The sequence below is a fragment of the Rhodonellum psychrophilum GCM71 = DSM 17998 genome, assembly GCF_000381545.1.
Taxonomy (GTDB): Bacteria; Bacteroidota; Bacteroidia; order Cytophagales; family Cyclobacteriaceae; genus Rhodonellum; species Rhodonellum psychrophilum.
Window position 1 is genome coordinate 495,077 of the sequence record NZ_KB906673.1, and the last position, 22,812, is coordinate 517,888.

The 22,812-nt window shown below is 43.9% G+C and carries 15 protein-coding genes; 7 read left to right on the forward strand and 8 right to left on the reverse strand.

Going from position 1 to position 22,812, the window contains the following annotated elements; all coding sequences use genetic code 11:
- Window positions 1-320 precede the first annotated feature (320 nt).
- The 3 genes from F824_RS27795 to F824_RS0102370 all read left to right on the forward strand — a co-directional run bounded on the left by F824_RS27795 (window position 321) and on the right by F824_RS0102370 (window position 7,883).
- The gene (locus F824_RS27795; protein WP_019596241.1) at window positions 321-5,258 is read left to right on the forward strand and encodes a glycine-rich domain-containing protein; all 4,938 of its coding nucleotides are present in this window, start codon (window positions 321-323) and stop codon (window positions 5,256-5,258) included.
- A gap of 668 nt (window positions 5,259-5,926) precedes the next feature.
- The gene (locus tag F824_RS0102365) at window positions 5,927-7,549 is read left to right on the forward strand and encodes an LVIVD repeat-containing protein (protein WP_019596242.1); all 1,623 of its coding nucleotides are present in this window, start codon (window positions 5,927-5,929) and stop codon (window positions 7,547-7,549) included.
- A 133-nt stretch (window positions 7,550-7,682) separates the two neighbouring features.
- Window positions 7,683-7,883 (forward strand): hypothetical protein, encoded by a 201-nt coding sequence (locus F824_RS0102370; RefSeq protein WP_019596243.1) that lies wholly within the window; start codon window positions 7,683-7,685, stop codon window positions 7,881-7,883.
- Between the two features lie 232 nt (window positions 7,884-8,115).
- On the opposite strand, the gene serS is transcribed toward F824_RS0102370, so the two are convergent.
- Both serS and F824_RS0102380 read right to left on the reverse strand, forming a co-directional pair.
- Complete coding sequence (gene serS / locus F824_RS0102375; RefSeq protein WP_019596244.1) at window positions 8,116-9,387, reverse strand: serine--tRNA ligase; 1,272 nt, start codon at window positions 9,385-9,387, stop codon at window positions 8,116-8,118.
- A gap of 127 nt (window positions 9,388-9,514) precedes the next feature.
- Window positions 9,515-10,282, reverse strand: a complete 768-nt coding sequence (locus F824_RS0102380) for a hypothetical protein (RefSeq protein WP_019596245.1) — start codon at window positions 10,280-10,282, stop codon at window positions 9,515-9,517.
- A 76-nt stretch (window positions 10,283-10,358) separates the two neighbouring features.
- On the opposite strand from F824_RS0102380, the gene F824_RS0102385 reads away from it, so the two are divergent.
- The gene (locus tag F824_RS0102385) at window positions 10,359-11,339 is read left to right on the forward strand and encodes an isopenicillin N synthase family dioxygenase (RefSeq protein WP_019596246.1); all 981 of its coding nucleotides are present in this window, start codon (window positions 10,359-10,361) and stop codon (window positions 11,337-11,339) included.
- Between the two features lie 3 nt (window positions 11,340-11,342).
- Complete coding sequence (gene chrA, locus F824_RS0102390; RefSeq protein WP_019596247.1) at window positions 11,343-12,563, forward strand: chromate efflux transporter; 1,221 nt, start codon at window positions 11,343-11,345, stop codon at window positions 12,561-12,563.
- A 75-nt stretch (window positions 12,564-12,638) separates the two neighbouring features.
- Here chrA and F824_RS0102395 read toward each other — a convergent pair whose 3' ends face one another.
- The 6 genes from F824_RS0102395 to F824_RS0102440 form a co-directional block, all read right to left on the reverse strand.
- Window positions 12,639-13,502: a lysylphosphatidylglycerol synthase transmembrane domain-containing protein gene (locus tag F824_RS0102395; protein WP_019596248.1), complete on the reverse strand. Its 864-nt coding sequence runs from the start codon at window positions 13,500-13,502 to the stop codon at window positions 12,639-12,641.
- Window positions 13,495-14,436, reverse strand: coding sequence for a glycosyltransferase family 2 protein (locus F824_RS0102400; protein WP_019596249.1), 942 nt, complete (start codon window positions 14,434-14,436; stop codon window positions 13,495-13,497). Before F824_RS0102400 ends, F824_RS0102395 begins: the two co-directional genes overlap by 8 nt.
- A 549-nt stretch (window positions 14,437-14,985) precedes the next feature.
- Complete coding sequence (locus F824_RS0102415) at window positions 14,986-15,666, reverse strand: hypothetical protein (protein WP_139189586.1); 681 nt, start codon at window positions 15,664-15,666, stop codon at window positions 14,986-14,988.
- A gap of 305 nt (window positions 15,667-15,971) precedes the next feature.
- Window positions 15,972-16,676, reverse strand: coding sequence for a gluconate 2-dehydrogenase subunit 3 family protein (locus F824_RS0102425; RefSeq protein ID WP_019596254.1), 705 nt, complete (start codon window positions 16,674-16,676; stop codon window positions 15,972-15,974).
- A gap of 10 nt (window positions 16,677-16,686) precedes the next feature.
- On the reverse strand, window positions 16,687-18,429 hold the full coding sequence (locus tag F824_RS0102430) for a GMC family oxidoreductase (RefSeq protein ID WP_019596255.1): 1,743 nt from the start codon (window positions 18,427-18,429) through the stop codon (window positions 16,687-16,689).
- Between the two features lie 148 nt (window positions 18,430-18,577).
- A complete protein-coding gene (locus tag F824_RS0102440) occupies window positions 18,578-19,246 on the reverse strand; it encodes an arylesterase (protein WP_019596257.1) in 669 nt (222 codons plus the stop codon).
- Between the two features lie 214 nt (window positions 19,247-19,460).
- Between F824_RS0102440 and F824_RS0102445 the strand changes: the two genes are divergently transcribed.
- Entirely contained in the window at window positions 19,461-20,138 is a 678-nt protein-coding gene (locus tag F824_RS0102445; protein ID WP_019596258.1) for an ABC transporter ATP-binding protein, read from the forward strand.
- Window positions 20,131-22,650 carry an ABC transporter permease gene (locus F824_RS0102450; RefSeq protein WP_019596259.1) on the forward strand — a complete coding sequence of 840 codons (2,520 nt, stop codon included), beginning with the start codon at window positions 20,131-20,133 and terminating at the stop codon, window positions 22,648-22,650. The genes F824_RS0102445 and F824_RS0102450 overlap by 8 nt, the downstream gene beginning before the upstream one ends.
- Window positions 22,651-22,812 lie beyond the last annotated feature (162 nt).

The window sequence follows — 22,812 nt, forward strand, 5'->3', positions numbered from 1 at the left end:
TGAATAATGACAAATCAGCTGAATGGATCGTTCTTTTGTTTTTCCCTAAAGGTTCTAAATCGGATTGTCATGATTTTGGCAATATGTATTGGACGTTTTAAACACCGTTAATGTATCCAATCAAGCCAATTATCGGTTTTTATTCAGTTCAAATTAAATTTCAAGAGTTGTTTTTAATTGAAAAAAACAGTGAGAATCATTTGGTGAAATAGGGTTGTAAATAGTGTTTTAGCTTCGTTCAAAATTCCGTGAAAAATTTTAAACTTTTACCGAATACATTTTTTAAGGTAACCTGGATTTTTTTTGGGTTGGTAATGATTATGTTTTTTAATTTAAGTGCATTGGCCCAAACGGATAGCATACCCTTCAGTGCAAGCGGGACTTTTACGGTACCCCATGGTGTCACCTCCATTCAAGTACAGGTTTGGGGAGGCGGTGGAGGTGGTGGATTTAATAATAATCCAAATGCAAATAGACCGGGCGGTGGCGGAGGCGGAGGTGGATTTTCGCAATCAAATAATTTCGCAGTTACTCCAGGAGAAAATATTCCTTTTACTATAGGTATTGGGGGATTAGGTGCAACAACTACAATTGCTATTAACGGATCCCCGAGTGTTTTTGGAAGCCTAATCGGAAATGGAGGTGTTGGAGGTCAAGGAGGAAATGGTGGTTTAGGCGGAACGAGCACTGGTGGAATAATTAATTCAGCTGGAGGGAATGGTGCAAGTGCCTCGGGTGCAAATAATGGAGGTGGAGGTGGAGGGGCGGCTGGAAATTTAACAGCGATCGGAGGAGCTGGCCAAGGTACAAACAATGGAATAGGTGGTGCTGGAGGAGGTGGAATAAATGGTGGTGGATCAGGAGGAAATGGAGGCGATAATAATTTTTCAGGAATAAATGGAATCGTACCTGGTGGCGGTGGCGGTGGAGAAGGTGGCAATGGCACTCGAGGTGGTAATGGCGGTAACGGAAGAATTGTCGTAACATGGACCTGTCCTTCTCCTGTTTTGACTTCAGGTATAGGTTCCAATAGTCAGACGGTTTGTATTGGAACACCTATCAATAACATTACTTATGTCATCGGTGGTGCTTATGATGTGACCTTTTCTGGTTTGCCTGATGGCGTAACGGGAATTTACAACAATGGGAATGTCACATTGTCGGGTACGCCCACAGTAGGTGGTACTTTCCCATATACAATCACTCCAGTAGATGGATGTGAAATCAATATGGTATATGGATCAATCTCGGTTACCCCAGACAATACTGCGGGGACGATCACACAGAATACTTTTTGTGCGGGTTCGCCTTTACCAAATGATGTATTCCAGCCGACAACCGGTGCTACCGGTTTGGGGACTCCAACTGGTCTTCCCGCAGGAGTAAGTGTTCAATTGATTTCCAATGAAATTGTTTTTACGGGCACACCAACCCAATCTGGATCTTTTCCTTATTCTATCCCCTTGACCGGTGGGTGTGGAAATGTATTTGCAACTGGCACCTTAATCATCAATGATGTCGCTGTCGTTGATAACCCTGCATTGGCCGGACAGACTGTTTGTGTGGGTTCGCCTTTCACTCCCATCTCCATTAATACTGGTTTTGGCTTTACTTATCAATGGTATCTTAACACCTCAGCATCAAACACCGGAGGAACTGCCATCGCTGCTGCGATATCAGAAATTTACCTCCCCACTTCTGGTACAGTTGGAACTTCCTATTACTATGTGGAGGTATCTGGAGTCTGTGGAAATGTAGTGAAAAGTCCGGTTTCTGGAGCTCTTGTGGTCATTCCTGGAAATACGGCAAGTGCGTCATCTGGTTCTCCAACGGTATGTATCAACCAACCCATTCCGAATATCAACCACACTACTACCGGAGCAACAGGAATTGGTACACCAATTGGACTGCCCTCGGGCGTTAACGCGATCTGGAATGCAGGAGGGATTACCATCAGTGGAACGCCGAGCCAGTCTGGTCTTTTCAATTATAGCATTCCTTTGACAGGAGGCTGTGGTACGGCTAGTGCAACAGGGACGATTACAGTGAATGCCTTACCCGCCATTACAAGCCAAAATACCCCGACGCAGGCGGTCTGCATCAATTCAGCTTTTGGAGAATTGTCCATTCCACAGGAAACCGGCCTTACTTATCAATGGTTTAGAAATACTAACGCCTTAAATACAGGGGGGACCTCCATCCCAGGAGCAACGTCAGTGACTTTTATACCTCCTGCAAATACAGTGGGAACTTTGTATTATTATGTCCAAGTTTCAGGAGCATGTGGTCTTCCGGTACCAAGTGAAGTTTCAGGTGCCCAAGTTGTATATCCTTTGCCTATAATTGCTTTTGATTCACAGCCTAGCGGCAGTTTCTGCGTGGATGTGGATGTTGTTTACACCACCCAGCCGGGTCAATCCAATTATGTTTGGACGCTTCCTGGAGTCGCCGGAACAGATTATACAATTTCCGCTGGAGGCGGTCAATCAGATAATTCCATTACCGTTCGCTGGTTAACCCCGGGTTCCAAATCCCTGGCAGTCAAATATACAAACGGAAATGGTTGTACCGCGGCCAGCCCAGTTTCCTCCAATAACCTCACCATTCAAAGGAATACCTTTTCCGCATCTATTCCGACACTTCCAAGTGTCTGTGTGAATACGGAGCTATCCGCAGTGACAATCAATACTACCTTAGCCACTGGAATAGGAACTCCCACGGGATTGCCTCCTGGAGTGACCGTTTCATTTTCAGGAAATTCCATTTCCATTGGAGGTACACCGACAACTGCCGGAACATTTAATTACAGTATACCTTTGACAGGAGGTTGCGGAACAGTGAACGCAACGGGCACCTTAGTGGTAACTCCAGTGTATGAAATACGGACAACAACCTCCGTATCCCCGAGTTTTGGTGGGGGAGCGGCTTCCATTACCATAAGGGGGGATGTGGCCTCCTTACCCAATGGTGCCTATACGGTCACCTATCAATTGGGTCTTGCCAATTCAGGTGGCCCCTTCACCACTACCGTCAATGTTGTAAATGGTATCGGTACTTTTAATTCAGTTGCCATTATTAATGAAGACCTTACTTCCCTGGAAATTTTGAGCCTGAGGAGACCAACGGATAGTTGTACGGTTCCAATTAGTGAAAGAAACATCACTTTCTTTGGTGTTTGCGCTGCGGTATACGAAGAGGATGGATTATTTTATGTTCCAGCTGGGATTACGGATATCACAGTAAAAGTTTGGGGCGGTGGGGGAAAAGGAGGAAATTCAACGAATTCTGCAGGTGGCGGTGGTGGTGGCGGTGGCGGTTATTCCATAAGTACAATTTCAGTTGCACCAGGTCAGACAGTTAGAGTCGTGGTGGGTGATGGAGGAAATACTGCTTCACCAGTTGGAGGTGTATCCTTCGTAACTAAAAGTGAATTGAATGACTTAAATTTAGCATCAGTTTATGCCGATGGGGGTAATCCGGGATCTGCCGGAAGTGTAGGTGTCGGCGGTACAGGAAATGGAGAAAATGGTTTCGACGGAACCTTGAATCAGGGGAATTTATCTAACGGTGGAAATGGAGGCCGGGGAGGTGGAAATGGAGGGTTAGGAGGCAGTGGCGCACAAGGTTCAGGAAATGACAACAATAGTACACCCGGGCTAGTTCGTGGGGGCGGTGGTGGAGGAGCGAGGGGAAATGGTAGAATAGGTGCAAACGGTGGCAAAGGTTTGGTCATTATATCATATTCTTGTCCTCCAATATCGCCTGATAAATGTTTTGAGGTGGTGGATGATGGTGCAAAAACTGGGAATACAATCATAAAATTTACTTGTGCCGAAAATGAATGGATTGCTCCCACCGGCTTGCTGGATTTCACCGTAGTTTCCATAGGTGGTGGTGGTGGTGGTGGTATGGGTAACACCGGTGGAGGTGGTGGTGCTGGTGGATTAAGTTCTTCTACTGTTTTTACCAATAATCCTATCGGAATGGAGGCCAATACTACTTTCAATATTAAAGTAGGGCAGGGAGGAGTTGGGGCGGATAATATGAGTACAAGGGGGACAAGTGGAGATAGTTCCGTGGTTTCTGGCAATGTAGATGGGAACAGTATTAATGTATCTTCTCCAGGTGGAGGGGGTGGCGGTTCTTTTAATGCGTCAAATCCCGCGAACGGTGGCGCTGGGGCATCCGGCGGCGGTGGGGCATTTTACAATTCAAGTCCTAATTACCAAGGCGCAGGGGGAGCAGGCACTGCAGGAATGGGTTTTAATGGAGGTATTGGAGGTGCGAAGGAATTTGATAACGATCCAAACAAAGGTGCTGCTTCTGGAGGTGGGGGTGGCGGTGCAGGTGGTCCAGGAGGAACAGGAACTGCAAACGGGGCCGGTACAGCATTTGGTGGAATTGGAGGAAATGGAATGGTTTACAATTTGTTTGGAACCTTGATTCGCTATGGTGGTGGTGGTGGAGGTATTGGATATAATTTTAATGGGAATCCTGAAAACCCTGGATTGGGCGGTATCGCTGGTGGTGTTCGTGTTGGTGGTGATGGAAGTGCAAGCGGTGCAGGATTGCCGGGGCTACCCGAAACGGGTTCAGGTGGTGGCGCTGGACCAGGAGGTGGTGGACAAGGCGGATCCGGTGTTGTTTTCATTGTTTATGAAAACTTCCGAATCCTCCCTGTCGAATACATTTTCATCAAAGCCGAGTACCTGCATGAAGATAGACTGGCAGAAATTACTTGGGCGACTGCCAAGGAATGGGAAAATTCACATTTCGAAGTGGAACGGTCTTTTCAAAATATCAACAATTGGGAAGCGGTTGGGAAAGTTGACGGTATGGGATATTCTGACGAACCGGCTTATTATAATTTTGAGGACAAAAATTTACCCTTGACCGGCGGGACGGTTTATTATAGACTCAAACAAGTCGGCTTCTCTGGGAAAATGGATTATTCAAAAGTCCTGTCCGTAAGGATACCGGCACTTCAATTCACACAGGGTGTATGGAGGGCTTACCCTAACCCTACTGATGGAGAACAGCTCAGGATCAGTCTTATGGACAGAAATCAGTATGATGACGAACCCATTACTTTTAGAATAATTCATCCCATGAGTCAAACTGTTGATAAGTCAGTCAGAAATGAGTCAGAAATGAACGAAATTCTTAGCCAAGTAGCCAAGCGTGTTCCAAGAGGCGTTTTTGTGGTGGAAATCAAATGGGGTCAAAAAATTGAACACATCAAAGTGCTGAAAAAGTAGGTGCATTATTTCAATAATTTAGCAGACCTTATTTCTGATTTTTTTTATCTGAAGTCATAAGAGATGATTCAGGATTAAATCTGTCCGACGTAACAATGGAAACAGTCCCGATTTTTTGACCTTAAGATTTCTGATCCAAAATGAAATTTAACCCGTTATATGCATTATAAATATAATTTCAGGATACAAATTTTAGATAAAGAGATGTTTGTGTAATGTTTTTGGCTTCACTACCTACGTGAGATGCCTTATTTTCCAAAAAGCCTAATTTTCTTGCAGTTTCAACTCTTTTAGGAAATCTACTGCATATTTCGGGTTTAACCCGTTTTATTCCCAGCGAACTCAATTCAAGATTGTAATTGACTAATAATCAAATAGGTGTTGACTATTTATGAATTCACCTCATTGGTGTCAGAAATTAGTCTCCCAACCCTCTGATTTTTTGCAGTGTTTATACCCTTAAAAGCCTAATGCACACTTCGGGTTTAAGGAAATTCCCCAAATTGATTTTTTCTCAGCAGATATTATGATCACAATTTATTTTAATCTGAAGACCAAATTTTATCTACAGTATCTATCTATATCTAAAATTATATTTTAATTTTAGATATAGATACTCTAATTTATTTTGAACACAATAAAAAGTAATTTAAACTAACATTTCTGTAATGAGAAAAATTTATCTGATTTTTGCAATGTCCTTTGCCTTCTTGATGGGCTGTAATCCTGATGGGGAAAATCCCTCCAGCCAACAGAATATTTTAATCAGCACTGATGAACTGGCCCTGAATGCAAGGGTAAGTTTAGATGGTGCCGGCGTTATTGGGATTTTGGATCCAAATGTCGCTTCGGGACGAACCGCCGAGGTAGCCAATGCAATTCCCATGATCTTGGTGGCCCAAGTGGAGGCCCCAAGAGAAAATGGAAAAACGCTTAAGGCCACTCATGTCGACATTTCCGGTGATTATGCTTTTGTGGGTTATAATCTTGAGGGAGAAGAATACCTGGGTGCAGTTGAAATCTACGATATTTCTGTCCTGACCAAACCTAAAATCACCAGCCAAGCCATTTTCAAGAATGCAGACATCAGTTCACTGGAGATCGTGAATGGAAAGCTGTATATCGCCGCTGCCTTTGATGTGGATGCTGAGCCTGGTATTTCCAGTCCTGCCCAATTGGTGACCGTCAATGTAGCCAATGGTAAGTTTACTTCAGATTTTGTCAAAAGTCAGTTGGAAGGCTTTGTGGCGACCAGTGTCAGCAAAACCAACAATCACGTGGCTGTAACCAGCGGAAGCAATGGCGTTGTGGCACTTTTTGACAATGATCAAAAAAAGATTGCCGAACTGGCAATTTCAGATTTGAGGGCGACAAAGTACGGCAACAATGTTTTGGCGGTATTGTCCGGTACTGAAGGGATCCAAATCCTGAATGCTGAAAACCTTTCACCGATCAATAAAATAGCCACCGTTCAGGACGTTCCACAAGCCAAAAGAACCCTGGATATGGGGCCAGATGTATTGTTTGCCGCAGAAGGATCAAATGGAGCCGGGATGTATAAATTGCCTTCCGGTGAATTGATCAAGAAATTTCCCATTGCCATGAAGCCTGAGGGATTGGCGTCTGATGAGATCGTGACCAATGCAATTTCTTTTGATAGCAACTTATTGTTTATGGCCAACGGTGGAGCAGGATTGGGCCTGATGGATCTTACTGACTTGGACAATATTGTCTCCTTGGGTGTGGTGGATTTAAGTGGCTCTTCCAATTTTGTAAAATACCACAACGGACACTTGTTTGTGGCGACTGGTGCTGGAGGCCTTCAGATTTTGGAATTAAGCAAGGTGCAAGAAATACCTCTGCCAGGGATTTCATGTGAAAATGTAACGCCTTATACAGGAAACGCCAATCTCAATGTAAACTCAAATGACAACTTCCGGTATTCGGGGTCTGCATCTTTCCAAAATGTAAACATTGGAGGAAACTTGCTTTTTTGTGGTTCGATGGCTGTTCAAAACAACATGAACTTGAATAGCAACGGTGTTTTTGAGATGAACGGTACTTTTGCCTTCGGACAATACCAAAAGAACAATACCCTATCCATCAACAGCAATGCTGTCTTGAGAATTTCTGGATCCGCTGTTTTCTATGGGGATCTTAACCTCAACAGTGGAGCAACCATTGAATTTGTGGGTTCGGGAAACAGCATCACTATCTATGGTCAAGTGAGAAAAGGAAACAATGTCACCATTACCGGTAATTTTACCGATACCGAAGGAAAGTTAAAATAGTAGGGAAAGGGCTCAGATTGGTAAATCTGAGCCCTTTTCATTTACATGACTTCAAGAGGGAGTTTTTTCGAACAATTGATTCTAGGTCTTTGGTCTGATATTTGAATACTGCTATTAAATAACAATTGACAATATGAAAAAGACAGTATACGTATTCATGATACTTGGTTTGGGATTTTTAGGCGCTTGTGGTTCTGAGAAAACCACAGAAGTCAAAGAAGTCAAAGAGGTAACAGTTGAAAAAGACAGTAAAACTGAAATCAAGTTCAACACCAAAGACAAGGATGTAAAGGTGAAGACCAAAAAAATCGATGTCGAAATAAATGGCAACTAGAAAAAATAAAAAAAAGGCCGGGTATACATACCACCCGGCCTTTTTTTGTGCCTTTTTTTAACCCGTTTTATGCATGATGAATTCAATTCAATAATGTAATTTACTGATAATCAATTAGGTATTGACTATTTTTAACTTCGCTCTATTGGTGTCGGCAATTATTCTCCCAATAGTCTGATTTTCTTGTAGTTTCAACCCCATATGGAAACCTATTGCATATTTTGGGTTTTATCTAAATCATGTCAAATCCTAAATAAGGAATCAACACTTTTGGCATATTGATGCCATCTTCGATTTGGTTGTTTTCCAGAATGGCTGCCACGATCCTAGGCAAGGCCAAGGCACTTCCATTCAAGGTATGCGCCAGCTGGGGTTTCTTGTCTTCCCCCCTAAATCTCAACTTCAGCCTGTTGGCTTGGTAAGTCTCAAAATTGCTGACAGAACTCACTTCTAGCCATCTGTCCTGACCGGCAGAATAGACTTCCATGTCGTATGTCAGGGCTGACGTAAAGCCCATATCTCCTCCGCAGAGTCTCAAAACCCTATAGGGAAGTTCCAGTTTTTGGAGCAATCCCTGCACATATTGGCTCATTTCCTCCAGCACTTCATAGGATTTGTCCGGATGGACCACCTGAACGATTTCCACTTTGTCAAATTGGTGTAACCTGTTGAGTCCACGGACATGGGCTCCCCAGCTTCCGGCTTCCCTTCTGAAGCAGGGTGTATGCCCAACATTCATGATCGGCAATTCCACCTCGTTGAGGATCACATCCCGGTAAAGGTTGGTGATGGGCACCTCTCCCGTTGGGATCAGGTACAGTTTGTCAGCGGTAGCTTCGTACATTTGACCTTCCTTATCAGGCAACTGACCCGTGCCGTAGCCAGAGTCCTCATTGACCAAAATTGGAGGTTGAATCTCGATAAAGCCTGCTTTTATGGCCTCATCCAAGAAAAAATTAATCAGTGCCCGCTGAAGACGCGCACCCCTTCCTTTGTAAACTGGAAAACCAGCTCCTGCGATTTTGACACCAAGGTCAAAATCAATGATGTCATATTTTTTGATCAATTCCCAATGGGGAAGTTTTCCTTCAAAGAGTTCGGGGATTTCTCCATGTTCGAAAACAATCTCGTTGTCATCTGCGGATTTTCCGGATGGGACGGAATAATGTGGGACGTTTGGAAGCGTATACAAAAGTTGTTTCAAATCCTCTTCGTAATTGGAGTAGGTATCTTCCAACAATTTGATCTGTTCCTTGATTTCCGTTGTCCGGGATTTGATTTTTTCGGCCTCTTCCTTTTTTCCTTCTCGGAGTAAGGCTCCGATTTCTTTGGACGTGCTGTTGGATTCTGCCTGCAATCGGTCCCTTTCCACTTGGGTTTCCTTCCGGTTCTTGTCCAATTCCAACACCTGATGAAGGGCGGCTTCCGCATGAGGGAAATTGCGTTTTTGCAAACCTTCCAACACGGTTTCGAAGTGGTCTCTAATGGTATTTACTAATAACATAATCCTTTGTTAATATGCCTGTTTGAAGTGTAAAGATAAGGATGTTCCACAAAATGAAACTGTATTTGAGCATTGGATTGGTTTCTAAAAAAACAATTAGGCCTTCAAAGCCGGGTAAACCTTGAATTTACTCGATGATGATTGTTTTGCTCACTCTTGAGAATGCGCCATCCAATTCCTTTCCATCTTTCCTAACTAGGTTTACATACAGCCTGTATTCTCCCTTGGGGAGGTTGGCCACTCTTACTGGAGTCATTTCCTCTATTTCGTAGGAAAATTCATTCACGCTAATTTGGACTTTGAGTCCATCTGCTTTCATGTCTCCACCGACCACCAAAAAATCGATGATCACTTCCTGTTCCGGACTGTAGCTTTGTTGGTTTTTGGGAAGATTCAGAAAGACGGAAGGTTCGGCGAAATAGGGGAATGCCCTTGTGTCACCGACCGTAAAATCCCTGTCGATATAATTCCCGAACTCTTTTAAGGCAAGGCCTTCAGGATCGATCAAATAGGCGACAGCCCTATAGGTGCCTTCCTTTAGCTCTCTTTGGAAAATAGGCATGTTGTACCCAATCGGATCTCCCGAATTCAAGATCAAATTCAACTGAAACCCACTCAATCCTTCGGCAAAGGGATAGTTTTTTATGTTGAATTCGAAGGGGACTTTTCCAGGCCTAAAGCTTTGATTGCTCAGAGGGGTGTACATTTCGATGATGGCATCCGGATAATCGTTTTTCTCCTCGTAATGGAAAAAACTGATTTCAGGTAATACCAAGGAAATACTATCAGCAGTTTCGTGGGTAATAATAGTTTCTTTTTTTCTCTCCCTTTTGGAATCGCAGGAATAGGATAAAAGTAGAATCGACAGCAAAAGAGAAAGGCTTGTTTTGTTCATGGGTTAAAGGGTAATCCGCTAAAGTTATTTAAATTTAGTTTAAAATAGCTTACCTTTCGGTATAAATTATACCCTTATGACTGAGATTTTATATGATGAAATCCCCTCACTTGATTTGGCGGATTTTACTTCTGGAAATGCTGAAAAAAAGGCAGCTTTTGTAAAAAAATTAGGAGAAGCTTATCAAAATATCGGATTTGTGGCGATCAAGAACCACGGATTGAGCAAAGATTTGCAAAACAATCTTTATGCGACGATACAGGAATTCTTTTCCCTTCCCGATTCGATCAAGACAAAATATGAGAAACCTGAAATAGGGTTTCAAAGAGGCTATACCGGTAAAGGAAAAGAACACGCCAAAGGTAGAAATACGGGCGACCTCAAGGAGTTTTACCATATTGGCCAGGATTTGGGTTTTATCCCCGACACCGATCCGATCAGGGCTGAATATCCAGAAAATGTTTGGCCTGAGGAATTGCCGAAATTCAGGGAAATTGGTTTGGAAACCTATCGTACGCTTGAATCAGCCGGGAAAAATATGCTCCGGGCCATTGCACTTCACCTAGAACTTCCTGAAGATTTTTTCGAAGAAAAAGTCATTTATGGCAATTCCATCCTACGACAAATACACTATTTCCCGATAGAAAACCCCGATGAAGTGCCTGCAGATGCCGTACGCGCAGCCGAACACGGAGACATCAACCTGATCACCCTTCTTATGGGCGCAAGCGCAGACGGTTTGCAAGTTTTGAGAAGGGATGGAAAATGGATCCCCATCACCGCATTGCCCGACCAACTTGTTGTCAATGTGGGCGATATGCTGGAAAGGTTGACCAACAAGAAATTAAAGTCCACCATCCATAGAGTGGTCAATCCCGCTCGGGAAATGATGCACACAAGCAGGTATTCCATTCCGTTTTTTATGCACCCAAGATCTGAAATGGACCTCACTTGCTTGGAAAGCTGTATTGATGAAGACCATCCAAAGCAATTTTCGGACGCGACAGCCGGTGAATTCCTAGATGAGCGTTTGAGGGAGCTAGGTCTAAAAAAATAAACCATGGAAACCAGAAAAGGACGGTATTTTCTTTATTTGAAGGATGTATTGTTGCTTTCTGTGACCGCATTTGGAGGCCCGCAGGTCTTTTTGGCCATGGTTTTGGATACCATGGTCAAAAAGAGGGGCTATATTACTGAAGAAGACCTTTGGGAATTGAATGCCTTGTGTCAGGTACTTCCAGGTCCCACTTCAACACAAACGATCTCTGCAATCGGCTTCCGAATCGGAGGCCCATTGCTAGCTTACTTTTCCCTTTTTGTCTGGATTTTGCCCGCCACGCTGCTGATGATCATCGCGGCCTTTTTGATTGATTTTCTCCAGGAAAATACCCCCGGCGCCTTGAATTTCGCGAAATTCATTCAGCCCATGGCCATCGGTTTTATCATCTATGCTGCCCAAAAGACAATTTTCAAAATGATCAAAACAACAGAAGCGATGATGCTTATGATGTTTTCGGCCTTTATTTCATTCTTCTATAATTCTCCATTTGTTTTTCCCGTGTTGTTGTTGGTTGGGGGGATTGCCACCTCACTCAAATACCACAAGCAGCCAAAAGAGGAGGGAGATAAAAAACTGGTCATCTCCTGGTCCAATTTCTACCTTTGGGGTGGGATTCTGGTCTTGGCGGCAGTGCTGGGTGCATTGACCAAGAATCAATCGGTACTGCTCTTCGAAAATTTTTACCGAAATGGGAGTTTGATCTTTGGAGGCGGGCAAGTTTTGGTCCCCTACCTGTATACTGAATTTGTAGAATTCAAAAAATTTCTATCCTCTGAGGAGTTTTTGACGGGTTATGCCATCTCACAGGGAATACCAGGACCGACTTTCAGCATCAGTTCCTACGTAGGGGCTTTGTCCATGAGGAATTTTGGCCTTGGGGGTTTTCTGATGGGGGGATTTATCGCTGCTGCAGGGATATTTTTACCCGGAACGTTTCTGATTTTCTTCGTCATCCGTTTTTGGGATCAATTGAAGAAATACAGGCCGGTACGCGCGGCATTGGAAGGGATCAATGCGGTAAGTTGCGGAATGCTGATCGCAGCAGCTTATCTGCTTTTTGAGCCTCTTGAAGCCAATCTCTTCAATATCTTGGCCATCGTTTGCACCTATTTGCTTTTGCAGTTTTCCCGGCTCGCCTCACCTTTAATCATCGTCATCGGAATCCTTGCGGGGATTGCCTACAACTGGTTGGCCACTGGATTTTTTTTGCCAGCGTCTTAGTTCCCATTATACAATCGCCAATATCCAGAAGTAGGAATTTTTTTTCAAGATTCCCCAGATCCAAAGATGCTTTATTCAATTTTTGTGGAATCCTGATTTTGGAAATGCGCCCATCAGGGAGACAATAGCGGAGATCAGGAAGAAAATCAAACTGAAGGCTACAGCGGCATTTTTATCGATCCCTACATATTCATGGCTAAAAATAAAGACAAGTTCCCGCGCACCCACACCCCCAATGGTCAGCGGGAGCACAGCGATGATGGAGGATACCAAGAACACAAACTGGTATTCCAATATATTTTCATTAATGCCCAAGGAGATCAAGATGCAATAGGCACAGACCAATTGGATAACCTGACCCATGATGGAATACAAATTGGCCAACAGGAACGAGGGGAGGAATTTTTTGAACATCAGTTTTTGAACAAGGAAAAAAACCGGAAAAACCAATAGTAGCCCAATAGAACTCAAAGTTTTAAGAGGGAAATCATTGAGTAAGGGGAAATCGATTTTTACTACCAAGACCAAGCCAAAAAGAAGGAAAAGGATGGCCACCAAGCCACCCAATCTGTCGAGTAGGACAGATTGAAGTAAGGGTTTCAGGGGTGTTCCGTGGTGTTTGTTGAGCTTATACACTTTGTATCCATCGCCACCCATTCCACCGGGTAGGAAAAGGTTGTAAAACATCCCGATACTGTACAACTTGATGTTGTGGATTTCGGAGATGTAAAGGCCAATATTCCGGAAGTAGGCATTGAGGCGCAAGGCTGTCAGAAATTTACTCAGAATAAAAAGCAGCATCGCGATAAAAAGCCAAGTCCACTTTGCGGTGATGATCACCGATAAGAGTTGATCGGTATCGATTTTCCGGAAAACCAAAAAAATAGCCAACCCCGTCAGGATCAGCTTTAAGATTAATTTGATTGTTTTTTTATTCACCCTGAAAAACGGATTTGATTTTGTAAGTGGTTTTGTTCTGGGATTCAAAATACGTTCTCACGATGATCTCAGCAACAATACCTGTGGTAATGAGCTGGATCCCTGCCAAAAGGAATATAAATCCCAATAGGAGTATCGGTCTGCCCCAAATGTCTCCCCCGAGGATTTTCTCGACAAGCAAATAAATGTTGATCACGATTCCCACGAAAAAAGACAACATCCCCAAGGTTCCGAAAATATGGATGGGGCGTTGAAAATACTTTTGGAAAAACAGCATCAGGATCAAATCCGCCATTACCTTAAAAGTCCTGCTCAAGCCGTATTTAGAGGTTCCGTGGATCCGGGGATGGTGTTTCACATCCACTTCTGTCATGGTGGCGCCTTCTTGCTTGGCCAAAACCGGGATAAATCGGTGGAGCTCTCCGTACAGCCCCATGTTTTGGGCGATATCAGCCCGATATACCCTTAGGCTACATCCGTAATCGTTCAAATAAACTTTGGTGGTGTTCCGGATCACCCAATTGGCGATTTTACTTGGAAACTTTCTGAGTACAAACCCATCCTGTCTGTTGGCTCTTCTGCCTGCCACGACATCCCAGTTTTCGGAAATGGCTTTTTCCAACATCATCGGGATATCCGTTGGGTCGTTTTGAAGATCACCGTCCATGGTCGCGATGTATTCGGCACTGGCCATGTCTATCCCTGCGGAAAGAGCCGTGGTCTGACCATAGTTTTTATTGAATATGATCAGTTTTGTTCTGTTGTTGGCATATTTTTTCACTTCCGCCACCGTCTCGTCTGTGGCGCCATCTTCCACCAAAATGACTTCATAATCCAAATCCTTCAGTGCTGAATATGTGGAGGCTAACAGGGGTTTGATATTCTCCTCTTCGTTGAAGACGGTGATGACAACAGAAATTAATGGCTTGGTCATGAAAATAAAATTTCCCCAAAAATAGGGTTTTAATTCAGAGGCAACAAATAAACGGGCTAATTGAGTTTTTTGTAACTATTCAGGTGTTTTCAATCCAGTGATATACACATGGTTTTGTTACAAATTTTGGGACCTTTTGAATTCAGATCAAAGAATCAATCTGCTGAGCGTAAAAACGCGCCCACAGCCGGATTGACAATGCCCTTGACCGCAGGCAAATTCAAATCGGATCGGCTTCCTGTCCTGATTCCATGGTTTCTAAACCCGTAGTACGCACTGCTAATTTTAATTCAGGATGAAATTGCTTAATAATCAGTCAGTTGTTTGCTGTTTTTGACCGCACCATATCGGTAATGCGCCTTATTCTCTAAAAGTCTGATTTTCTTGCAGTTCCAACCCCATTTGAAAGCCCAATGCATATTGCGGGTTTTAACATTGCATTCAGGATTTTCTCATTTCAAAAAAAGGCAGTCATTCGACTGCCTTTTTTTGAAATGAGTGCTGTTCCTTGAATCGTAATCCGATCAATGTCGGTTTTTGGAAGGGTTCTTATTGGCGATTTTGGATGATATTTACGTTTTTATCCCTTATTCCCAATCCCAGAAGTTCAAACTCTTCATTTCCCCTTGTTTCTGTGGTCAGTAAAATCCGGGTATCCGACAATCCAATTACTTCGCAAAGGATGGCTTGGTTTTCAGAAGTAAATATTTTCACCAAAACTCTTCCCCCTTTTTCCTGAATGTCCTCGACTTTTATTCGTTGTACCGGTTTGGACTGAATCTGATCAATGACTTTCCATGCATTTCGATTGTATTTTCTGCTCAACTCAATTTGCAATTGGTTATCCTTTAGAAAATCACGTGCTTTTGTAAAATTTATTTCACCCTCTTGCCTATAAGTTGAAGCTGAATAACTGGCTGTCTTGGAAAAAACGCTGTTTTCAGGGTTGAAATTTTTGATATAGAGATGACTTGCGCCCCTAAGTGAGGCCTCTGTCTTTAATTTTTCCATCGCCCGGTTTTGGATGGTATTGATCGCAGAGATTGAAAATACTCCCTTTGCCTTTGAGAAAATATCCCCAGTTTTTTTTATTCCTTCGGTATTTTCGAGTTGATCAAGAATAACAATCTCAGCGATTGGCGTGTAACCTGGAAGATTCCAGGATTCGTCGAATTGGGCAAAAGTAATCGACGGCGCAAGGGCGATAAACAATAAGATCAATCTTTTCATATTCATCAATATTTGGTAAGGTTAGTTGATTGTAGTTTTATAAATAAAAAGACTTGCCGTTAAGATTTGTTAGAAAAACTTTAAAGAATACCCAAGTGATCGATTACATAAATCATGAACTTGCTTGAGTTCCTTTCAAAAGATAATTTTAGTCAATTTTTTAAACTAATCAAGCTTTTTATGATCTTCATTTTAAGAATTTTCTTCAGATTTCAACCTGATTATCTAACCCCAAGTGGGGTTCAAATCAAAAAGCCACTGATTATCAGTGGCTTTTTGATTTGAACTTTCTTTTTTGGAAATGGTCAGATAAGATTTCCTTGCTCATCCCATTGGGCAATTTCGCCTCGATCTTCGGGCTTTAAATAAACGGAAAGATATTTTTCCTCATATTGGAGCCCATGTTTTTTCATGACTTCCTCTGGTACACCGTCCCAGACATTTGCCCGGTTCCCAATATAGCCCAGATCTTTGAATCCCACCTCTGTGGTGAAGAATCCCGTAGCGGTGAGATTGCGCATCATGTTGAAAAACCTTACCCCTGTATCCACTTCTGGTTTAGCTTTTTCTGGCCAAGCGATAGCATCAATGACTTGCATCCGCTCGTTTTCTGAAAGCGCCATAAAGAGTTTGCCATAATGGTCCTCACTGAAATGGTCCAGCCACATCAATCCGCCCCTCATGGGCGTTTGGTAGGAAGGTTGGTCTTTCACCATGAACTCAATGAAATCAGGTACGCCCACTTCTGTCGCACTGCCGGAAATGTCATCCTTGGGGATAATGATGTCCACCAAGACATCGAGTTTCTTCCTTTCCTCATCAGTGAAGAAAGTTTCCGAAAGCAATTTTTGGTCTCGGAGATCTTCATCGGGTATTCGGCCGCCGACGGTACCGCCTCCTATTTTTGGCGAATATTCAAGTTTTTTGTCTTCGGGATTGCAAGCGGTCAGGAGGAATCCTGAGCCTATTGTTCCGGTGAAAAGGAGTTTGAGATTTTCTCTTCTGTTCATGGTTCCGGTCTTAAATGTTTTTCTTTTTTAATTCACTGATGATGAAATCCGACGTTCTCCAAGACAGGGCCAAAATGGTCCAGGTTGGGTTTTTATCCGCTTGGGATACAAATGGGCCCGCATCGACCACAAAGAGATTGTCACAATCCCATGCCTGACAATTGCTGTTCAATACTGATGTTGCCGGGTCATTGCCCATTCTGGTTGTCCCGACCTCATGGATGATCCTTCCCGGGGTGGCCAATCCGTACATGGTTTCAGGCCCAGGTTTAGTCCCCATCAAGATCGCTCCTGCGTTGGTCAGGATTTCCTCAAAGGTGTCCTGCATGTGCTTGGCTTGGTTGATTTCATGTTCTGTCCATTGGTAATGGAAACGGAGAACAGGGATTCCAAATTTATCCACCACATTTGGGTCGATTTCGCAATAATTGCTGTATTGGGGAATGCTCTCTCCTCTGCCCGACATGCCGACAGTGGTCCCGTAAAAACTTCGGATGTCTTTTTTTAGCCCAGCTCCATAGCCCCCGTTGGGACTAGGATTTCCGAATTCGTCTTTCACGTATTTCCTCATGGTATCCATGGCAAAGCCAAAACCATAAGAAGGCATGGACATGCCACCCCAATATTCAATGTGGTAGCCTCGGGCAAAATCCAGTTTTTTATTGTCAAGCCACCATGGCGTATAGACATGCATGCCTCCTACGCCATCTTCATTGTATCTTTCTCTATTGACCAGATCTGGAATAATGCCCATTCTATCTGCTCCGGTAGAATCATGCAAATACCTTCCGAGCATTCCGCTGTGATTGCCCAATCCATTGGGATGTGATTTGGATTTGGAATTCATCATGATCCGTGCGGATTCACAGGCAGATGCACCAAGGACGACTACCCTGGACTTGAGTTTGTATTCCTTCATGTCCAGTTTGTTCACATAGGAAACGCCAGTGGCTTTGCCGGCATCGTTAGTGGTGACTTTCCGGACCATTGCATGGGTATAAAGATCCACCTTTCCTTTTTTCATCGCGGGATGAACCAAACAGGTTCCGGCAGAAAAATCAGCATAAGCCTGACAACCGCGATTGCATTGCTTGCAAAAAAAGCAAACACCACGATCGTTGTTAATGGGGCGGGTGAGTATGGAAAGTCTTGAGGGAATGATAGGCAAATTGGTTCCTTTGGCGCCTTTGATCATGAAAAGCTCATGAAGCCTTGGTTTTGGAGGAGGAAGAAACAAGCCATCAGGCTCATTGTAAATCCCTTCCTTGGACCCAAATACACCGATCAACTTGTCAACTTTGTCATAATAGGGCTTGACATCATCGTAGCCGATCGGCCAATCATGCCCGAGTCCATCGATACTTTTTCTTTTAAAATCATTGGGACCAAAGCGAAGGGAGATTCTCCCCCAATGGTTGGTTCTTCCACCGACCATTCTGGATCGAAACCAGTCGAATTTGGTTCCATTTCCCCGGGTATAGGGTTCACCTTCCATGTCCCAACCTCCAATGGCGGCATCGAAATCACCAAAAGGGCGGATTTGCGTTCCCCCGCCTCTTCTCGGAGATTCCCATGGATTTCGCAGTTGGGTCCTGTCTTCTTCTTTTGCTGGGTCAAAGTCAGCTCCAGCCTCTACGACTGCCACTGTTAATCCAGCTTCTGATAAAATTTTAGAGGCCATGCCGCCCCCGGCACCGGATCCTACGATAATGACATCGTATTCTTCTCCGGCTGATTGGGTCTGAAAACTCATGTTTGATGAAATTTTTAAATTTGTTTACCAAGTTAATTTAAAAATTTTGAAATCAAAAAACCTTTGTGTTTCCAAAAGAAGAAGTTTGTGTTATCGCGGCAATGGGTTATTTAAATGGTAAAGAAAATATAAACTACGTCTTGCCTATTCATATCAATGGGGCCAAAAATTCCCAAATGGTCTCGAATACAATCAGGTGACCTTCTTCGGTGGGGTGGATGCCATCGGGAAGATTCAATGCCGGATTTCCGGCTACGCCTTCCAAAAGAAATGGAATCAAGGTGACATTCTCCTCCTGTGAAACCCGAGGGTAGAGCTCCCTAAACCCAGAGGCATAATCCTGGCCCATATTCGGGGGAATTTGCATTCCTGCCAGCAAGATTCTCGTCTTTGGATATTTCGCCTTGACCATTTGAATCATAGCCCTGAGGTTTTTTTCGGTTTCTGAAATCGCAATTCCTCTCAAACCATCATTTCCGCCCAATTCCAATATGAAAATATCAGGTTCCTCTTCCAGAAACCATTCCAATCTTGCCACCCCGCTTGCCGTGGTTTCTCCGCTCAATCCTCCATTGATGATCCGGTAATCGAGTCCAAGGCTATCGATGCGACTTGCTACCAGGCCAGGAAAAGCATCTTCGGCTTCTATGCCGTATCCTGCGGTCAGGCTGTTGCCAAAGAAAAGGATCAGTTTTTTTTCCGTCTTGGTTTCCTGCTGTTCAAGATTCTCGGATTGCACCACTTTTTCGTCCTTTGGGGCACAAGAAAAAATAGAGAGGGTCAATACACACAGTAGTATTAGGGAATTCAATTTCATACAGATAGACGTCTAGTTACATTTGGTTTCAAGGGGCCAAGTATTGTTGTTTGCCTGCTTCATGAAGCCAGCCCGCTGGGCAATAGTTTCAAAAATACGATTTTCAGCGCATTTTTGTTCAAAGCCAAGCCTATACCTTATATTTACGCCAAACATTTAAACCTTTTGGCCGTCTTATACTGTTACCTTGCCAACTAAAACCCCAGCAATTTTTATGAGTATTTTGAGTGTAAAGCAGGTTTCAAAAACCTATCAAAGCGGAAGCCGGAAATTGACGGTGTTGGATGAAGTGAATTTTGACATCCAGGCTGGAGACACCATTGCCATCGTGGGGCCTTCAGGAAGTGGAAAAACGACTCTTTTGGGCTTGTGTGCGGGACTGGATTCTGCGAGTACAGGCAGCGTAAGTCTCAATGGCCAATCCATGGAAAATCTCTCCGAAGACCAAAGAGCCGATATCAGAAGCAAATTCGTTGGGTTTATTTTCCAGAATTTTCAATTGTTGCCCACTTTGACTGCCCTTGAAAATGTGATGGTGCCACTGGAGCTCAAGAAGCGGAAAGACGCCAAGCAAAAAGCATTGGAGCTTTTGACGAAAGTCGGTCTTGGCAACAGGGCCACCCACTACCCAACTCAACTTTCCGGAGGTGAACAGCAGCGTGTCTCGATTGCACGTGCTTTTGCCAACGAGCCCAAGATTTTGTTTGCTGATGAACCCACAGGAAATTTGGATACGGAGACTGGCGAGATGATTGAAAAACTAATTTTTGACCTCAATAAAGAACAGGGAACAACCTTGGTTTTGGTGACCCACGACTTGGAATTGGCCAAAAAAACCAATCGGATCATCCATATCAAAGGAGGTAAAATTCAGGAGGACACTTATGCATAATCTTTCCTGGATCCTAAAAATGGCCTTTCGGGATTTCCGAAAAAATGTGGCCAAACTCCTGCTTTTTGTCTCTTCCATTGTGATCGGAATCGCGGCATTGGTCGGGATCAGTTCCTTTGGAGACAACCTCAGCCAAGACATAAACAATCAGGCCAAAGAGTTGATGGGGGCAGATTTGGAATTGAAAAACAATCAACCTTTAGGCGAACAGCCAACAGACTCCATTGCAACCCGAATCGCAGAGGAAATTAATTTTGCGAGCATGGTGGTTTTTCCGGCTACCGACGATAGCCGATTGACGCAGGTGAGGGCTTTGGCCGGTGAATATCCCTTTTATGGAAAGCTGGAAACCCTGCCCGAATCCGCTGAATCCAGTTTCAGGTCCGGCGGTCGCAAAGCATTGGTCGAAAAACTCCTCTTGGCTCAATTCAACGCCCAAGTGGGAGACAGTATCAAAATAGGTGAACTGACATTCCTGATTGAAGGGGAACTTCAAAAAGTCCCCGGCCAAACGGGCATCACCGCATCGGTAGCGCCTGCAGTCTACATTCCGATGGAATATGTCGAAGCAACAGGTCTGATCCAATATGGAAGCAGATTGAACTACCTCCGGTACTATGAACTTCCTTCTGACCAGGATCCGGAGTTGTTGAAAACAAAATATGAGGCCCAATGGGATGAGGCGCGGATTGATGCGGATACCTTGGCCGATCGAAAAAGATCCACAGGCCGGTCTTTCCAAAATCTTTCCAACTTCCTGAGCTTGGTAGCTTTTATTGCACTGCTTTTGGGTTGTGTGGGCGTTGCGAGTGCTGTCAATGTATTCGTTAAAGAAAAACTGGCGTCTGTCGCAGTATTGCGTTGTTTGGGTGTTTCCTCTTGGAGTGCAATGCTGATTTATTTGACACAAATCCTAATGATGGGTTTGCTGGGATCTTTATTGGGGGCGGGATTGGGAACTTTGTTGCAGTTTGCCCTTCCGGCGGTTTTCAAGGATTTTTTGCCTGTAGCCGTTACTGTTCAGGTTTCTTGGACAAGCGTAGGCTTTGGGGTGCTGACTGGGTTGTTTGTCTCGGTTCTATTTGCTTTGCTGCCACTTTTGAAAATAAGGAAAGTGTCTCCCATGGCTACGCTTAGGCCCGAGGCAGGAGAAACGAAAATCAGTCGTGATCCTCTTCGATGGGCGGTGATCGTGACGATTTTGCTCTTTATTTTCGGATTCAGTTTTTACCTTTTGAAAGATTGGAAGGTTGCTTTGGGATTCACGGGCTTTGTGGTTTTTGCATTTGCAACACTTTGGACAGTTGCACTGGGGATCATGTGGATGATCAGAAGATTTCTTCCGCTATCGCTCCAATACCCCATCCGCCAATCCTTAGCCAACCTTTATCGACCCAACAACCAAACCGTATCCTTGATCGCAACCATCGGCTTGGGAACGGCCATGATCAGCACGCTCTTCTTTGTCCAAAACCAGCTTTTGGATGAAGCGAGATTTGCAGGGAAGGAAGATCAACCCAACATGTTGCTTTTTGACATTCAATCCCATCAGGTGGATGCAGTGGCCGGCAGGATCAAAGACAGAAACCTGCCCATCATGCAACAAGTACCGATTGTGACCATGGCTTTGGAATCTATCAATGGGCTGACGAAGAAGGCAAATGAAGACCTTCCCGAAGAAGAGCGAAGGTCCAGGGGATTGTACAATCGAGAATTTAGGGTCTCTTACCGAGATACTTTGATCGCTTCGGAGCGATTGGTAAAGGGAAACCTGCGCAAGGTCGAAAATCAAGGAGACAGTGTTTTTGTTTCTTTTGATCAAGGCTATGCCGAAAGAACGGGAATCAATCTTGGCGATGAGATTATCTTTAATGTCCAGGGAAGGCCGATCAAGACCTTTGTGGGAAGTTTTAGGGACATCAAGTTCAATCAGGTTTCCACCAATTTCCTGGTTCTGTTTCCAGAAAATGTGCTGAACAATGCGCCAAAATTCCATGTCTTGATTACCAAAACGGCCAATGATCGACAAGCCGCCGATGTGCAGTCTGAGATTGTCCGGGAATTTCCCAATATTTCCGTCATCAACTTGGGGATGATCGTGGAGACGCTGGAAGAGATTCTTGGTAAAATCAGTTTTGTGATTCAGTTTATGGCCTTCTTCAGCATTATTACAGGGATATTGGTCCTCATCAGTTCTTTGATCATCAGCAAATACCAGCGGATGAAGGAAAGTATTTTGCTGCGGACACTTGGGGCAAGCAGCGGAGTCGTGAGCAAGATCAATACTTTGGAATATTTCTTTTTGGGGAGTTTGGCATCATTGAGCGGAATAATGCTGTCTTTTTTAGCAACAGGACTGTTGAGCAAGTTTGTTTTTGAATTGCCTTTTAGGGCAGCATTCAAGGAGGCGTTTTTCGTTTATCTTGCCATCACGCTGCTGACGGTCATCCTTGGCTGGTTGAATGGAAGGAAAATCGTGAAAGTTGCCCCTATGGAGATTTTGAGAGAATAGGTTTGCTGAAATAGAAGCAGTGGAAAACCTACACAAAGGATCCTTCAATTAGGGGACTTTGTGTGGGTTTTTTTATCTGAAATTCACCAGTTGATTGGGAAATTAATCAAATTAAGGTTTTGTGGTTTTTTAATATTTACCTATACTTGAAGTTTATAGCCA

Bases quoted from the DNA above. Each gene is read 5' to 3' on its own strand.
- F824_RS27795 (WP_019596241.1), top strand. From the start codon at position 321: ATGTTTTTTAATTTAAGTGCATTGGCCCAAACGGATAGCATACCCTTC.
- F824_RS0102365 (WP_019596242.1), top strand. From the start codon at position 5,927: ATGAGAAAAATTTATCTGATTTTTGCAATGTCCTTTGCCTTCTTGATG.
- F824_RS0102370 (WP_019596243.1), top strand. From the start codon at position 7,683: ATGAAAAAGACAGTATACGTATTCATGATACTTGGTTTGGGATTTTTA.
- serS (WP_019596244.1), bottom strand. From the start codon at position 9,387: ATGTTATTAGTAAATACCATTAGAGACCACTTCGAAACCGTGTTGGAA.
- F824_RS0102380 (WP_019596245.1), bottom strand. From the start codon at position 10,282: ATGAACAAAACAAGCCTTTCTCTTTTGCTGTCGATTCTACTTTTATCC.
- F824_RS0102385 (WP_019596246.1), top strand. From the start codon at position 10,359: ATGACTGAGATTTTATATGATGAAATCCCCTCACTTGATTTGGCGGAT.
- chrA (WP_019596247.1), top strand. From the start codon at position 11,343: ATGGAAACCAGAAAAGGACGGTATTTTCTTTATTTGAAGGATGTATTG.
- F824_RS0102400 (WP_019596249.1), bottom strand. From the start codon at position 14,436: ATGACCAAGCCATTAATTTCTGTTGTCATCACCGTCTTCAACGAAGAG.
- F824_RS0102415 (WP_139189586.1), bottom strand. From the start codon at position 15,666: ATGAAAAGATTGATCTTATTGTTTATCGCCCTTGCGCCGTCGATTACT.
- F824_RS0102425 (WP_019596254.1), bottom strand. From the start codon at position 16,676: ATGAACAGAAGAGAAAATCTCAAACTCCTTTTCACCGGAACAATAGGC.
- F824_RS0102430 (WP_019596255.1), bottom strand. From the start codon at position 18,429: ATGAGTTTTCAGACCCAATCAGCCGGAGAAGAATACGATGTCATTATC.
- F824_RS0102440 (WP_019596257.1), bottom strand. From the start codon at position 19,246: ATGAAATTGAATTCCCTAATACTACTGTGTGTATTGACCCTCTCTATT.
- F824_RS0102445 (WP_019596258.1), top strand. From the start codon at position 19,461: ATGAGTATTTTGAGTGTAAAGCAGGTTTCAAAAACCTATCAAAGCGGA.
- F824_RS0102450 (WP_019596259.1), top strand. From the start codon at position 20,131: ATGCATAATCTTTCCTGGATCCTAAAAATGGCCTTTCGGGATTTCCGA.